This window comes from Yoonia maricola, from assembly GCF_002797915.1.
Lineage (GTDB): Bacteria > Pseudomonadota > Alphaproteobacteria > Rhodobacterales > Rhodobacteraceae > Yoonia > Yoonia maricola.
This window is the reverse complement of sequence record NZ_PGTY01000004.1, coordinates 40,197-53,660: the sequence shown is the minus strand read 5'-3', so window position 1 is coordinate 53,660 and position 13,464 is coordinate 40,197. Positions and strand designations below refer to the sequence as shown.

The following is a 13,464-nucleotide window of genomic DNA, read 5'->3' as shown; positions in this document are numbered from 1 at the left end:
CATATCATTACCTGACTTTGTAACCTGTGACTCACCCCGCCGTAACGTGACCGACCAACGGGTGAAGTGTAACTTCCTGGTGTGATTAACCACGATCTTGGGTCAGCGACAGAATCCGCTCCACAAGATTTCAGACATCAAGTTAACTAGGAGATAGGTACATGAATAAGCTCGCAACACTTTCGCTCGCCCAGCCAACTTCTCAAAAAGGGATGGTGAAATGGTTCGACTCGACCCGTGGATTTGGCTTTGTGGTCATTGACGGAGTTGAGACAGACTTTCTATTGCACCAAAACGTGCTGCATGGCTTTGGACGTACAAGCATTGCCGAAGGCTCTGGCGTGGAATTTGCCTATCAGAGCACGGATAACGGCTATAAGATAACAGAACTTTTTTCGATCACGCCCCCCCAAATCGATGTATCACGCGCCCCTGAGGTAGAGCCTGACATCGTTTTCGAAGAACGCGTTCCAGCGCGGGTGAAGTGGTTTGATCCCGCCAAGGGCTATGGTTTTGTCAATCAGTTCGGGAGTGCGGAAGATATCTTTGTTGGCATCGCCATCCTGCGAAAATCAATGCTGGGTGAACTACAATCAGGCGACGCGCTCTGCATTCAGATAGCCGAAACAGACGGGCGCAAGAGTGTCTTTTCCGTCCATGACTGGTGCTAAAGCATTCAGATAACCCTGATCTGTAGGACATATGAAAGATGACCTATTTATATCCCACGATCCAACGCCTGAGTGACACGGGAAATCTGATGTTTTGGCTTGTCCGCCATCACCGTCAACAGGCAAAAACGGCGCCTGAAAGAAAGCGCCTGTTCACCAAACGGCAACGTGACGATTTCATGCTTGTCTTGCGGGCGCAGTGGTACGGTTTTGACCGGAACGAGACGCTTTATCTGCTCAAGCTCTTTGACGAAAAATATGGGAACGCGGAAGAGCAGAAGGCCTGAGGTCTAAACGATGTTGATTCGGTCAGATGTTCCAAATCGCCATGAAGGATTGCGACACTAGCGGCCACAAAATTCTTAAAAACAAGATATACTGCCACGGCTTGCTTGATCAGGCCTTTACCTTCACCTAAATCCTTATAGATATACTCAGGAAATGGTGATAATGATTGTCTCACCCGCGCTATGAAGGTTTTTTGACATGCTGTCAGTTGCTCCGCTTCACGCACCACAGCCAGCCCCACGTCCGGCGCAACTTTTGCCCGGCCAATGGCGCGGTGTGTTGAATGCCCTGCGCGTTGTGGCATTGCGATGTCGCGTCGCCGCACGCACTGATTTGTTTGAAGCCTGTGCGCTGATCGCCAATACACCCGGCGCCGCACAGGATGCTTATGCGCAAGCCTTGTTTCAGTGCCTGCGCGAGGCGATTACAACCAAACCTGTGTTCTTTCAGCCGGGAACCGTTGAATTGTCATTTGATGAGGCATGGCTGGTCCGTGCCCTGATGGCCGCTGCGCAAAACGATGGGGACAGCCTGACATTTTTGATCCGATCGCGCGTCGCCAAGATACACCAACGGCACATCAGTTTCCTGATCAACGGAATCGCTGCGGAATTCAGCAAGAATTAGAATTATTCTAAAAAGTACTTGTCTGTGAAAAAACCTAGTCTATGTATGGAATCAAGCAAGCCAGCTTGATGCCAGCCAGCACTATCTATTCAAATGCGGAGACCGGCAATGACACAGACAGCCATGGCGCTGAGCACAGACGCCAAAACACAAATCGCCGAAGCCTTGAACCAGTCAGTGGCGGAAACCGCTGTGACGACAATGTTGGCGCAGAACTTTCACTGGAATGTTAAAGGCATGGCTTTTGCCCCGCTTCATGAACTTTTCCAGCAAATTTACGAAGATCACTTTACCGCGCAGGATGATCTGGCTGAACGCATTCGTGCGATTGACGTTCACGCCGAAGGAATGCTTGCAGGAATGCTGAAACGTTCAAAAGTAGCAGAACACGATGGCCACGCCAGCGACAAGGACATGATTAAGATCATGTTGGACGCACAGGAAACGCTTGCGGCAACGGTTGCCGGATGTGGTGAGCTGGCGGCCAAACATGGCGACACGCTGACAGAGGACCTGTGCATCGCACGGGGCCAGACACACGAAAAATTCGCGTGGTTCTTACGGTCCCATCTGGCGTAAGTGTTACGAAAAGACTGAAAAGACGGGCTGCTTTGCGGCCCGTTTTTTTGTCCACAGCCGCTAATGTAATGTCGGTTGGTAAGCTGCCGCCTGCTTCACCGTCTTGGGCGCGGCGAGGTTCATTTGCTTCAGCGCAAGGCCAAAGGTCGTCGCAAGGCTGATCAGGATCGGCGCCATGTCAGGCCGCACCATAAGGATAGCGATCAACATCGCATCGTCGCGGTCGCCTTCGGTAGCTGTCGCAATCAGCTGGGCAAAGCTGGCTTCATCTGCACCAATGCAGCGGCACCCTAACCCATGGCGCGCCAGTGGCCGCCTGCCATAACGCGTGCATAATCTGCAGATTTGGGCAAACGTCTCGACGGCTTTATCACCGCGCGCCGCACCCAGCGTGTTGGTCAGATCGGCAAGCATGCTGGCTTGGGTGTCAGGACTGCTGCACCACATACGCAAATAAACAATGGAGGCCGCATTGATCGCATCACAGTCATCCAACAGTCCGACAGTGCCACCACCGGGCAGTTCAGTCCTATCGCTCATTTTGTCAAAATCAACTTTCCTGCGCGGGTGATGCGCAGCACATAGACTTGATCATCTAAGATGATATGGGCCTGATCGCCGTCCTTGATCAGCTCGCGCGCATCGTAGCTGGGGAAATTTTGCAGCACGGAGGCTGCGACTGGGGGGGCCTTTTGCAATCCCATCACACCCCCCGTTCACGCATGTTGCAACGGTCCAGCATCCACTCAAGCTGGAGCCCGGCGCGGCTGCTGTCATCTTGTTGCAAGACACGCAGAACTTCATCCTTGGAAGGAACATTCAGGTGAGAATCGCGCGGTGGCATTGGCGTTGCGTCCTGGGGTCGCTGCATGGGCGAGAAGTCCTTTCATCAGGCAAATGTCGGGCTTCCCTTGTTAGGAACAGGGGTGGCTGGAGCTTTTAACAAACCTGAGCGATTTTATAAGATATGTCAATCCGACAAATTTAGTCGGAATTAATAAGCTTTGCTATGCCAACGCAGGCTTCGGTTTGATCCGTTTCTGTCGGTGTGATTCCCAATACCCGCGCCCGGATTGCTGTCCAAACTGCATTCTGCACCCCGCCACCCGCAGTATATAGCCGCGCCGGCTTGGGGCCGCCGCGTGCGGTGATCGCGTCATAGGCTTGCCGTTCAATACGCGCGATACTTTCCAGAACGCCATGCAGGAAATCGACATCATTGTCCGGGCGCGGCGTCAGACGCGGCGCAAGATCGGGATCATTGATCGGGAACCGTTCGCCTTTTTGAAGTAGCGGGTAGTAATCAAGCGGACTGGCAACACTGGGGTCGATTTGTTGTGAAAGCTCTGTCAGCGTCTGTGTGTCGAAGAGTCCCATAAGCACCCCGCCTCCGGTGTTGGATGCGCCGCCAACAAGCCAGACATCCCCCAGCTTGTGCGCATAAAGCCCCATTTGGGGTTCATCGATACGCACGGGCGACAGGATCTTGATCGCCAAAGTCGTCCCAAGCGACGTGACAGCGCTACCTGTCTCCAGCGGGGCAGTGGCAAGGAATGCTGCGATGCTATCGGTGGTGCCTGCGTGGATGATGGTGTCAGAATTCAGCCCAAGCGTGGCCGCGATATCGGGGGAGATGACCCCAAGCGCCGTGCCGGCAGGCACGACCGATGGCAGCAGTTCGGTGCGCAACCCCAACTGAGTAAACCAGTCAGGCCACGTTCCTGTCTCAGGATCATAGCCCAGTTTCAATGTATTGTTTTCGTCGCTTACGCCGCCTTCGCCCCGCAAATGGGCGACGATAAAATCGGCCTGATGCAACAGATAGGTTGCGCGGCTTTCCGCATCATGCGCTTGCAAGCGCAGCGCCCGCGCAAGGGCAGAATTGCTGCCTTTGGTGATATGGATGTCCGGGGCATATTTTGCGATCTCAGCCGCCTCATCGGTGAAACCAGAAGAGTTATACATCAGTGCCGGAGTGACGGGTCGTAGGGTCGCATCCGTCAACACCATCGTGCCAGATGTGCCGTCAACGCCGATATGGCGCACATCGGCAATGTTGTGACCAACATCCTTGAGCGCATTGGCCTGCGCCTTGATGCAATCCTGAACGGTCTGCCACCATTTACTGGCGTCAATTGCGTCGGGCTGCTGCGGCAGATGCGTGGTTTTGACGGTACTCAACACATGACCCGCCGCATCAATCACCGCGGTGCGCACACCGGATGTACCCAGATCAATGCCCAGTGACAGGCGGCCTGTCATCTTGCGGCCAAGGCTTGGCGGTACTTCTCAGCATCCCAGTTTAGAAGGGCCGCTTCGGCCTCGGTCCCAATGGGTTCAGCTGTCCACTCTGCGGGCAGGCGCGACAGGCAATCGGACAGGCATTTGATCATCGCGCGTTGCGATGATGTAGCGCCGCTCCGCAAGTACACACCCTCACCGGGTTTGAGCACAACTGGCGGTTTTTCATCGTGGTCTGCGGTAGGCAAGGCCCGGCCAAGGAAGACGACGTGATCGGGGTAGTAGGATCCGCCAAGCGCCAGATCGCAGACCCGGGGATCATGTGCCATCCAGCTTTCGTGGACAGTTTCGAACCCTTCCATTGATGTCGTCCCATCCGCAGACGTGTTGGAAATCACAGGCATCGCCAGCCGGTCTTCGACCGTTTGCATGATCGCGTCAGCCTCGGCCACTTTTTTCCCGCAGCAAATCAACCCGTGGTTTTGCAAGATCACGACCTGTGTGTCTGGCGTGACCCGCGCAAGAATTTCGCGTGTCAGCGGCAGACCGGGTTTGGCATAAGGCACAAAAACCGCATGCAGGTCGGCCAGTTTTTCTGCGGCGACCTCGCGTCCTTCGGGGCTGATCGCATGAACCAGTGTGGCGATGGAATGCGTATGCGCGACGACTGGCCAATTGAGAGCTGCGTGAAATGTCGTTTCAATCGATGGGCGGAGGGTGTTGGCGGGATCAATCACTGTGTCCTTGCAACTGCCGTCACCATCGCCTGCGGCCTCTGCCTTGGCGGCATCGCGATTGACAGCCACAAAGATCGAGGCACGTTCAGCATCTGCTAATTCAGTACCAGAGGCTTTGATCCACATGACCGCACCCATCTTGATCGACGTATTCCCGCCGGGGCCTTGGACGCGCAGCGGGTCTTGCCCCAAGCGGGCAGAAAAGGCGCAGAAATCTGGGGAGGGTCCGGTCATAAGCGTCACCTGAGCGTTGGGATTATGTAAGTCGCAGGCGGGTGGCCTGCGAAAAGATTGGTCGTTGCATCAGCATGAAGCCCACCTGCGATGAACAGGCTGTCCCAGCCCACCGTCTGCGCGCCCGCGATGTCATGTTCCGGGCTGTCGCCTACCATCAGAACGCGTTTGGGGTCTGGTCTGCCTAACGCATCAGACAACACATCAAAGATTGCCTTATGTGGTTTGCCATAGAACATGACCCGCCCACCGGCATCAGCATAAGCGTGGGCCAGCGCACCGGGAGATTGGACTGTTTTGCCGTTTGCACGTGGCGAAGCATGGTCGGGGTTGGAGCAGATGAGCGGCAGCTTCAAGGCGCGTGCGCGGTCAAGGATAGCTTGCTGTTTTGGGTGTTCGGTCGCATCTGGCAGGCCCATCAGCAAAACCGCGTCGGCTTGATCAATAGTGTCTGTAAAGACCACCGGTAATGCACCGGCCCATTTGGCGGCATCCCCTGCAGCGGCAGTCATTGGCAACAATGTTTTGATGTCGCGCAAGCGACCACTCCCAAACTCAAGATGAAGCGCCTCACCTGATGTCATCACAATGCCAAAGGCATCAGGTGCAAACCCCATGCCCGTTATCCTGTCTGCATTCACGTCCGCACGCTTGCCAGAGTTCGACAGCACCGCCAGCGCCTTGCCTTTCAGCGCATCAATCGTGACCACTGCATCGGGATAAGGGGAAGTGCCGTTGTGCAGCACCCCCCATTGATCAAAGACAATAGCGTCATACTGATCTGCGATGGCCAGTATGCTGTCGATCTGTTGCATCGCCTATTTTGGGTCCGGCGTTGGTGGGACAAGGTTTGCGATATAGGCCGCGGCCTCATCCTTGGTCAGGGCGGCGGCCGCTTTGTTCGCCATACCCGCTGCCATGTCACCGAAATAAAACTGATAACCGGGTATCACTTGGCGACGTTTGCGCAGTGGCATGCCTTCGTAAGGGAACACGTCGGACCGCGCGTTCGCAACCTTGTCGTGACAGGCCAGAATGTAATCAGCCCGCTTGTCGAGTTCTTCGACAGATTTCCAACCCTCGTAAGAGTTTACAAACCGTGCAGGCACCCAATAGCGCCAACCTTCGTCCGGGTTAGGCTCCATGTTGCGTTCCTGAAAGATCGCATCACCGGCAACCACAATATCGCCCATGCTGGTTTCCACAGTCACAGCCATATGCCCAACCGAATGGCCGGGGGTATGGAACATGGTGATACCGGGCAGCACCTCGCATTCGTCTTCGACCGCTTCGAATACGCAACCTGCATATGCGGGCTCAATCCCCAGATAGCCGCTTTCGTAGGTGCGATAATAAAGTGGCAGCGGGTTGAAGGCCATTTCAATCTCGGCCTTGGGCGCGATGTAGCGGGCGTTTTTGAACTGTTTCATGTTCTGCACATGGTCCCAGTGCAGGTGGGTAAAGACGATGGCGTCAATCTCATCCGGGTGCACGCCCAGCTTTTGTTCAAGGTGTTCGTGTACTTGCAGGCAACCGCGCTTGTCGCATTTATGGTGATATTTGGTGGCGCGTTCTTCGTCGCAAAGCCCGGTGTCGATCAGGATCTTGTGGGTGCCGGTATCAACATAGTGGCAATAGACCGGGTTCCAGATCTTTTTGCCTGCGGGACCTTTCCAGAAAATATACGTGCCAAGGTCAGCTTCGAGCCAGCCAGTGTTGATGGGATAAATCTTCGTTTCTGCGACGCCCATAAGGTCCTCCAATGTCGAGTCCCTGCTTTTGTATACAAAAATATAAAAGTGTCTACAGTTAGCTACGAATTTTTCAAAACCCAGCAGTTAAGCTTAGTTATTCACTGCCAAAACACGCATAAAACTCTCAGTCATGTGTTTACGCATACCGTCAACGGCAACCTGCGTATCATCTGAGAATATCTTGGCGAGCAATTCTTCATGGTTCTGCACCGATGCAATCAGATCCGCCTGCGTTTCCAGTTTTTTCGCACGAAACGGCCCGGTCTTGCGCCGGAAGTCAGAGGCCAGATCGCAGATATAACGGTTATCCGTTGCACGGTAGATCGCAAGATGCAGCGCCTCATTCGCACGGATATAGGCAAGACGGTCATTTGCTTCGGCTGCGGCTTTGCAATTCTCTTGTGCCGCCTCAATCTCGGATCGCGCCAGCAAAGTCAGGCGTTGATTGGCTAAACGTGCGCAAACGCTTTCTATTTCCTGCATCGCTTCAAACATTTGCGCCAGTTCTTCGCGCGAATACTGGGCGACGCGAACACCCCGTTTTTCACCACTGACCAGCACGCCCTGCGCTGTCAGACGGCTGAGTGCTTCACGGACAGGCGTACGCGAGACATCGAAACGGTGGGCAAGTTTTGTTTCGTCCAAACGTTCACCCGGCGCCAACTGGCCAGAGGCAATGTCATCCAGCAAAGCGCTTTCAATGCGCTGGCCGGTCGACGCCCGCAAAGATGTACTGTTCTTGTCCATGATCGCCCCTCTATTCGCATACGCCCCCCTTGGCTCTAGCATGTTCTTTGGCGCAAAACCACTAAAACCCGGATATTTGAATATTTTATGTTGCTTTTGTATACAAACTGATGTTTCCCTTTGCACAACGAGGGGGAGAAGATCGTCAATGCCAGAGATTAGACTGCAACATCTGCGCAAGGATTATGGCGTTTTGACGGTGATTGAGGACCTTAACCTTGAGATGGCGGATGGGGAGTTCACCGTGCTTGTCGGCCCGTCGGGCTGTGGCAAGTCCACGACCCTGCGCATGATCGCGGGATTGGAAAGTGTCACCGGCGGCGAGATCATGATCGGTGATCGTGATGTATCGCAACTGGAACCCAAGGAACGCGATCTGGCGATGGTGTTTCAGGATTACGCGCTTTACCCGCATATGGACGTGGCCAAGAACATGTCCTTTGCCCTGCGTCTGGCACGCATGAACAAGACCGATATCGATAAGCGCGTCAAAGAAGTGGCCGAAACCCTTGATCTGACCGCGTATCTGAACCGCAAACCGGCAGAATTGTCCGGCGGTCAGCGACAGCGCGTCGCGATGGGCCGTGCGCTGGTGCGTGATGCGGGCACTTTCCTGTTTGATGAACCACTGTCGAACCTCGACGCCAAGCTACGCGGGCAGATGCGTGCCGAATTGGCGCTGATGTCCCAGCGGATCAAGAAGAACATGATCTATGTGACCCATGATCAGGTCGAAGCGATGACGCTGGGCGACAAAATCGTGGTGATGAAGTTTGGCGAGATCATGCAGGCAGGGACCCCAGAAGAGCTGTACCGTAGCCCGGCGAACAAGTTTGTCGCGGGCTTTATCGGATCGCCGACGATGAATTTCCTGAATGCTGAATTGGTGGACGAGGCCGGGACGCTAAGCGCCAAGGGCGATGGTTTTTCCATTCCGCTGCCGGATGCGCGCAAGGGTGCCTTGCAGGCTCACCGCGACCGTAACATCCATCTGGGCATCCGCCCATCCAGCTTTGCTGAAGGGCCCGGTGGGCTGAAGATGCCGGTGATCCTTTCGGAATACATCGGTGCGCAATCTGTGCTGATCTCTGAGCTTGGTGGTCAGCGGGTATCGATTGAAGTCAATACTGTCGCCCCCATTCGGGCCGGCGAAGAACGTGAATTCACGGTGCAAGGGGATGAAGTCCATCTCTTTGATCCCAAAACCGAAGCGGCGCTTTAAGCGCCGCAAAAAACCATCTGGGAGGATGATATGAAAGTGACGAAAAAGAATGTCTGGTCTGCGGCGATTGCCGTGTCCCTGACGTATACGGCGGCTTATGCGGATGGCCATACGGCTGACGTTTACGCCCCTTATGAAGGCACAACGCTGGTCGTGAACTTCCCCGCGCACCCACACTACAATGCTGTGCTGGATGTCCTGCCTGAGTTTACCGAGCAGACCGGGATCGAAGTTGAAGTCGACCAGTTGCAGTACCTGCGGATGCGCGAGCGCCAGACGCTTGAGCTAACCAAGGACGAAGGCGATTATGACCTGATCGCTTATGTTGTGTTTTCCAAGGCTGACTATGTTTATGCCGATCAGTTGGAAAACCTCGCCAAGTACTTCATGAACCCGCGTCTTGCTGATCCCAACTATGATGCGGCTGACCTGATCGACGGTTATGTCGCCAACATCGGTGTTGCGGGCGGCGACAAGGGCTATCTGCCCGGTCAGACAGGTTCGCTCTTTGGTATTCCGTTCGGGGCCGAGACGTCCGTACTCGCCTACCGCAAGGATATCTTTGAAAAGCACGGTATCGAGGTGCCGACAAACTATGATGAGCTTCTCGAAGTGGCCTGTCAGATCCCCGAGGTTGAGCCGGGCATGGGTGGCATGGCGTCACGTGCTGCATCTGGCCATCAGGCCAGCCACGCGTTCCTGTTGCACCTCGCGCCCCTTGGCGGTCGTGTCTTTGACGCTGAATGGAACCCGATCATCAACAGCCCAGAAGGCGTTGCCGCCGCGAATGCGCTGAAAACCATCGTTGATTGTGGCCCTGAAGGTGGCACGACGTTCGGCCCAGCCGAAGCCGCGGCTGCGTTCCAGCAAGGTCAGGCGGCCATGTTTATGGATTCGATTGCCTTTGCGTCCGGGTTTGAAGACCCAAGCCGTTCCACCGTTGTTGGCAATGTCGGCTATGCGATGCACCCCGAAGGTGTGCGCCGTGGTTCGCAGACCGGTGGTTTTGGTATCGGCATCCCGTCGAACGCCCAAAACAAGGAAGCTGCATTCTTGCTGATGCAGTGGCTGACCAGCAAAGAGCAGGACCTTGCGATTGCTATGGCAGGCGGTAACCCATCCCGGTTCTCGACCTACCAGAATGCCGAGCTGAATGAGAAATTCCCTTATTCGGCAACATTCGGTGAAGCGCTGCAATACGCTGACCCTGACTGGCGCCCGATCATCCCAACCTGGGGTACGATCAACGCGGATATCGGCACAACCATGAGCCAGGTTCTGACCGAAGGTCTGGACCCGCAAGAGGCGCTTGACGGTGTGGCCGAACGCGCCCGCGCCACGATGGACGAAGCCGGTTATTACACCTGGCAGTAACCTCCCAAGTGGCGGGCCGGTGCGTTGTGCATCGGCCTGCCACACCCCCCACCTTTTTATCCACAAGAAAGCAATCGGCACATGAGCACCGCACGCGCCAATCGCCTGACGCCATATCTGTTTCTGGCCCCCGCCGGGATCGTTCTGGCAGTCGCGCTGTTCTACCCGATTTGCTATATGGTTTATGCCAGTTTTCTGGACTGGAACCCGAGCCAGCGTATTGGCGAAGCTGACTTCATAGGTCTGCGCAACTATACCAAGCTGTTCAGCGATGCCGCCTTCCGCGAAAGCATGTGGGTCACGATCAAGTTTTCTGCCGTGGTCGTCACCATCGAAATGATCCTAGGCGTAGGCCTTGCCCTTTTGCTGGATCGCAACATTCGCGGCATGTCTGTGCTGCGTACCCTTTTCATCCTACCAATGATGATCGCGCCCATCGTTGTGGGTCTGATGTGGCGCTATATGTACCACCCGACCGTCGGCATCTTTAACCGCACGCTGACGGATTGGGGGTTTGAACCGATCCCATGGTTGGCCGATGGGGATTGGGCCTTTGCATCCATCGTGATTGCCGACATCTGGCAATGGACCCCGTTTATTTTCATCCTCTCGCTTGCCGCGCTGCAATCCCTGCCTGCCTCTGCCATTGAAGCCAGCAAGATTGACGGCGCAAGCGGATGGCAGCAGATCATCTATATCAAACTACCGCTGATGTTGCCGGTATTGATCGTCACGCTTCTTTTACGCCTGATCGACAGCTTCAAAGTGCTTGAGGTCATCCTCGTAATGACCAACGGTGGGCCCGGTCTGTCGACCGAAATCCTATCGATCCGCATCAACCGTACTGCATCCGAGTTCCGCGAACTGGGCGAGGCGGCGGCCATGTCGAACCTGTTGCTGATCATTCTGCTGATCCTGACCTTTGCGATGTTCATTTATAACAAAGCGCAGGAAGTGCGCGCCCAGCGCATGCGCGCGGTGGAGGAAGAGGCATGAGCCAGAAGACTTACGACCGCCAGAACCCGGCCTTCTACGTGCTGATCGTCATGCTGGTGATCATGGCAATCGGCCCGATCTACCTGATGCTTGTCACGTCGCTGAAGCTGAATGTCGATATCATGTCCGACACCTCCAGCCTGATTTTCATGCCCACGCTGCGCAATTATGAAACCGCATTGTGCGATTTCCTGTGGTATGAACCAGAGCACCTACGCCGCTGTGATCCCACCTTTGGGCGGGCGCTCACGAACTCACTGATCATCGGTCTGGTGTCCACGGCGATCACGCTGGTCATCGGCACGATGGCCGCCTACGCGCTGGTGCGTTTCCGCTTTATGGGCCGCGATGTGGTGTCGATCTGGACGCTGATGATGCGTATGGTCCCACCTGCGGTTTTGCTGGTGCCGGTCTTTGGCATCTGGACCTTCCAGTTCGGGATTGATGGCACGCGGGGCGGCATCATTCTGGTTTATGTAGCCCTGAACCTGCCCTTCGTAATCTGGATTTTGCAGAGTTTTATCGTACAAGTGCCAATCCAGCTGGAAGAGGCCGCGCGCATGGATGGCGCCGGTCCCTTCCAGGTTTTCTTTCTTGTCGTCTTGCCCCTGATCAAACCGGGTATTGCAGCCGCGTCGATCTTTACCTTCCGGGTCGCTTGGAACGAGTTCCTGCTCGCCAACGCGCTGGCAGATCGCAACAGCCGCACAGTGCCCGTCACAATCGTGAACAGCCTGACCGAATTTGATATCGACTGGGGTGTCATCATGGCGACGGGGATGTTGCTGGCTGTGCCACCGATCATCTTCACCTTTATGGCCAGCCGTCAGATTATCACTGGTATGACTGCGGGGGCAGTAAAAGGGTAATGTCAGTCCTTCTTCTTGCGACCTATGACACCAAGCAGGAGGAAGCAGACTATCTGATCCTTGGGCTAAAGGCGCAGGGTGTTCCGGTGGAACAATGCGATATCTCGCTCAAGGCAGGGGGCGAACACTGGTCGCCCGCGGCAAAAGTCGCGGGCATGAAAGCCGCAACTGAACGCGCGATTGCCGAAATCAACAGCGCCCCGCAATCCGGGCGGCGCATGGTCGTCGCAATAGGAGGCGGCACGGGCGGGCAGATTGCGGTGAATGTGCTGCGCTCATTGCCGCTTGCGATGCCCAAGGTGCTGGTCACAACGCTTCCCTTCGATCCGCGCTATGTCATCGCTGACAGTTCCATCGTGCTGGTGCCCACGATTGCAGACCTTTGTGGATTGAATGCCACCACGCGTGCAGCATTGGACCGGGCTGCGGCAATCACCGGTGGTCTCTATCATGCGACTTTGCCCACGGGCCCTGCATCACTGACGCCCTCTGTCGGCGTGACGTCATTGGGGGTGACCGGCCCCGGCACAGATGCGCTGTGCGATCGCCTGCGCGCGGATGGGGATGAGGTTACCGTTTTCCACGCCAATGGCTTTGGCGGTGCCGCCTTTACCCGCTGGGCGCAAAACGGCGCGTTCAAATCGGTTGTCGACTACACCCCGCATGAGCTGACGCGCTGTTACATCGCCGGGGTCAATGCCGATATGCCGGGACGCTTTACCGCTATGGGCAACATACCCCGCGTGATCCTGCCCGGTGGGGTCAACTTTATCGGCATGGGCCAGGCGGATCTGATGCCAGAGGTCTATCGCACGCGGCCTCACTACAGCCATTCACCGCTGTTCACCCATGTGCAATGCACAACGGAAGAGATCGTAAAATGCGCCAATATCCTGGGCGAGGCGATATCACAGGCCACCGCCCCCGTCCGCGTGCTAATCCCCATGGGCGGTTTTTCTTCGGAAGACAAACCTCATGGCGCCATCGAAAGCCCTGCCCTGCGCGAGGCCTTTCGCGACACCATTACGCAATACATCGACGCTATTTGCCTAGACGGGCACATCAATGACACGGCCACTGCGATGGCCACCGTTGACGCCCTACGCGCCATCACAAAGGACTAAT

17 protein-coding genes are annotated in these 13,464 nt (G+C 55.7%); 9 read left to right on the top strand and 8 right to left on the bottom strand.

Features of this window, described 5'->3' with window-relative positions:
* The first annotated feature begins 161 nt into the window (after window positions 1–161).
* From BC777_RS17025 to BC777_RS17010, 4 genes are all read left to right on the top strand, one after another.
* Window positions 162–671, top strand: coding sequence for a cold-shock protein (locus tag BC777_RS17025; RefSeq protein WP_100369420.1), 510 nt, complete (start codon window positions 162–164; stop codon window positions 669–671).
* Between the two features lie 38 nt (window positions 672–709).
* Entirely contained in the window at window positions 710–958 is a 249-nt protein-coding gene (locus tag BC777_RS17020) for a hypothetical protein (RefSeq protein ID WP_100369419.1), read from the top strand.
* A 199-nt stretch (window positions 959–1,157) separates the two neighbouring features.
* On the top strand, window positions 1,158–1,586 hold the full coding sequence (locus tag BC777_RS17015) for a hypothetical protein (RefSeq protein ID WP_100369418.1): 429 nt from the start codon (window positions 1,158–1,160) through the stop codon (window positions 1,584–1,586).
* A gap of 108 nt (window positions 1,587–1,694) precedes the next feature.
* Window positions 1,695–2,165 (top strand): Dps family protein, encoded by a 471-nt coding sequence (locus BC777_RS17010; protein WP_100369417.1) that lies wholly within the window; start codon window positions 1,695–1,697, stop codon window positions 2,163–2,165.
* Between the two features lie 60 nt (window positions 2,166–2,225).
* Here BC777_RS17010 and BC777_RS17005 read toward each other — a convergent pair whose 3' ends face one another.
* From BC777_RS17005 to BC777_RS16975, 8 genes are all read right to left on the bottom strand, one after another.
* Window positions 2,226–2,705 carry a hypothetical protein gene (locus BC777_RS17005; RefSeq protein ID WP_100369416.1) on the bottom strand — a complete coding sequence of 160 codons (480 nt, stop codon included), beginning with the start codon at window positions 2,703–2,705 and terminating at the stop codon, window positions 2,226–2,228.
* The gene (hemP, locus tag BC777_RS17000) at window positions 2,702–2,869 is read right to left on the bottom strand and encodes a hemin uptake protein HemP (protein WP_100369415.1); all 168 of its coding nucleotides are present in this window, start codon (window positions 2,867–2,869) and stop codon (window positions 2,702–2,704) included. The genes BC777_RS17005 and hemP overlap by 4 nt, the downstream gene beginning before the upstream one ends.
* Window positions 2,869–3,036 carry a hypothetical protein gene (locus tag BC777_RS19475; RefSeq protein WP_211095394.1) on the bottom strand — a complete coding sequence of 56 codons (168 nt, stop codon included), beginning with the start codon at window positions 3,034–3,036 and terminating at the stop codon, window positions 2,869–2,871. The genes hemP and BC777_RS19475 overlap by 1 nt, the downstream gene beginning before the upstream one ends.
* A gap of 113 nt (window positions 3,037–3,149) precedes the next feature.
* Window positions 3,150–4,427, bottom strand: coding sequence for an FGGY-family carbohydrate kinase (locus BC777_RS16995; protein ID WP_100369414.1), 1,278 nt, complete (start codon window positions 4,425–4,427; stop codon window positions 3,150–3,152).
* Window positions 4,424–5,377, bottom strand: coding sequence for a class II aldolase/adducin family protein (locus BC777_RS16990; protein WP_100369413.1), 954 nt, complete (start codon window positions 5,375–5,377; stop codon window positions 4,424–4,426). Before BC777_RS16990 ends, BC777_RS16995 begins: the two co-directional genes overlap by 4 nt.
* A 5-nt stretch (window positions 5,378–5,382) precedes the next feature.
* A complete protein-coding gene (locus BC777_RS16985; protein WP_100369412.1) occupies window positions 5,383–6,192 on the bottom strand; it encodes a TIGR01459 family HAD-type hydrolase in 810 nt (269 codons plus the stop codon).
* 3 nt (window positions 6,193–6,195) lie between these two features.
* Entirely contained in the window at window positions 6,196–7,128 is a 933-nt protein-coding gene (locus BC777_RS16980; protein ID WP_100369411.1) for an N-acyl homoserine lactonase family protein, read from the bottom strand.
* 93 nt (window positions 7,129–7,221) lie between these two features.
* Window positions 7,222–7,878 carry a GntR family transcriptional regulator gene (locus BC777_RS16975; RefSeq protein ID WP_100369410.1) on the bottom strand — a complete coding sequence of 219 codons (657 nt, stop codon included), beginning with the start codon at window positions 7,876–7,878 and terminating at the stop codon, window positions 7,222–7,224.
* A gap of 148 nt (window positions 7,879–8,026) precedes the next feature.
* Here BC777_RS16975 and BC777_RS16970 point away from each other — a divergent pair, with 148 nt between their 5' ends.
* The 5 genes from BC777_RS16970 (at window position 8,027) to BC777_RS16950 (ending at window position 13,463) form a co-directional block, all read left to right on the top strand.
* The gene (locus BC777_RS16970; protein WP_100369409.1) at window positions 8,027–9,100 is read left to right on the top strand and encodes an ABC transporter ATP-binding protein; all 1,074 of its coding nucleotides are present in this window, start codon (window positions 8,027–8,029) and stop codon (window positions 9,098–9,100) included.
* 30 nt (window positions 9,101–9,130) lie between these two features.
* Entirely contained in the window at window positions 9,131–10,474 is a 1,344-nt protein-coding gene (locus BC777_RS16965) for an extracellular solute-binding protein (protein WP_100369408.1), read from the top strand.
* An 81-nt stretch (window positions 10,475–10,555) separates the two neighbouring features.
* Window positions 10,556–11,470: a carbohydrate ABC transporter permease gene (locus BC777_RS16960; RefSeq protein WP_100369407.1), complete on the top strand. Its 915-nt coding sequence runs from the start codon at window positions 10,556–10,558 to the stop codon at window positions 11,468–11,470.
* Entirely contained in the window at window positions 11,467–12,339 is an 873-nt protein-coding gene (locus BC777_RS16955) for a carbohydrate ABC transporter permease (RefSeq protein ID WP_100369406.1), read from the top strand. The genes BC777_RS16960 and BC777_RS16955 overlap by 4 nt, the downstream gene beginning before the upstream one ends.
* A complete protein-coding gene (locus tag BC777_RS16950; RefSeq protein ID WP_100369405.1) occupies window positions 12,339–13,463 on the top strand; it encodes a Tm-1-like ATP-binding domain-containing protein in 1,125 nt (374 codons plus the stop codon). Before BC777_RS16955 ends, BC777_RS16950 begins: the two co-directional genes overlap by 1 nt.
* Window position 13,464 lies beyond the last annotated feature (1 nt).

Excerpts from the sequence above, each read along its gene's own strand:
- BC777_RS17005 (WP_100369416.1), bottom strand. The coding sequence starts at position 2,705 with ATGAGCGATAGGACTGAACTGCCCGGTGGTGGCACTGTCGGACTGTTG.
- BC777_RS17015 (WP_100369418.1), top strand. The coding sequence starts at position 1,158 with ATGCTGTCAGTTGCTCCGCTTCACGCACCACAGCCAGCCCCACGTCCG.
- BC777_RS19475 (WP_211095394.1), bottom strand. The coding sequence starts at position 3,036 with ATGCAGCGACCCCAGGACGCAACGCCAATGCCACCGCGCGATTCTCAC.
- BC777_RS16990 (WP_100369413.1), bottom strand. The coding sequence starts at position 5,377 with ATGACCGGACCCTCCCCAGATTTCTGCGCCTTTTCTGCCCGCTTGGGG.
- BC777_RS16965 (WP_100369408.1), top strand. The coding sequence starts at position 9,131 with ATGAAAGTGACGAAAAAGAATGTCTGGTCTGCGGCGATTGCCGTGTCC.
- BC777_RS16950 (WP_100369405.1), top strand. The coding sequence starts at position 12,339 with ATGTCAGTCCTTCTTCTTGCGACCTATGACACCAAGCAGGAGGAAGCA.
- BC777_RS16975 (WP_100369410.1), bottom strand. The coding sequence starts at position 7,878 with ATGGACAAGAACAGTACATCTTTGCGGGCGTCGACCGGCCAGCGCATT.
- BC777_RS16955 (WP_100369406.1), top strand. The coding sequence starts at position 11,467 with ATGAGCCAGAAGACTTACGACCGCCAGAACCCGGCCTTCTACGTGCTG.
- BC777_RS17020 (WP_100369419.1), top strand. The coding sequence starts at position 710 with ATGACCTATTTATATCCCACGATCCAACGCCTGAGTGACACGGGAAAT.
- hemP (WP_100369415.1), bottom strand. The coding sequence starts at position 2,869 with ATGGGATTGCAAAAGGCCCCCCCAGTCGCAGCCTCCGTGCTGCAAAAT.
- BC777_RS16970 (WP_100369409.1), top strand. The coding sequence starts at position 8,027 with ATGCCAGAGATTAGACTGCAACATCTGCGCAAGGATTATGGCGTTTTG.
- BC777_RS16960 (WP_100369407.1), top strand. The coding sequence starts at position 10,556 with ATGAGCACCGCACGCGCCAATCGCCTGACGCCATATCTGTTTCTGGCC.
- BC777_RS16980 (WP_100369411.1), bottom strand. The coding sequence starts at position 7,128 with ATGGGCGTCGCAGAAACGAAGATTTATCCCATCAACACTGGCTGGCTC.
- BC777_RS16995 (WP_100369414.1), bottom strand. The coding sequence starts at position 4,427 with ATGACAGGCCGCCTGTCACTGGGCATTGATCTGGGTACATCCGGTGTG.
- BC777_RS17025 (WP_100369420.1), top strand. The coding sequence starts at position 162 with ATGAATAAGCTCGCAACACTTTCGCTCGCCCAGCCAACTTCTCAAAAA.
- BC777_RS16985 (WP_100369412.1), bottom strand. The coding sequence starts at position 6,192 with ATGCAACAGATCGACAGCATACTGGCCATCGCAGATCAGTATGACGCT.
- BC777_RS17010 (WP_100369417.1), top strand. The coding sequence starts at position 1,695 with ATGACACAGACAGCCATGGCGCTGAGCACAGACGCCAAAACACAAATC.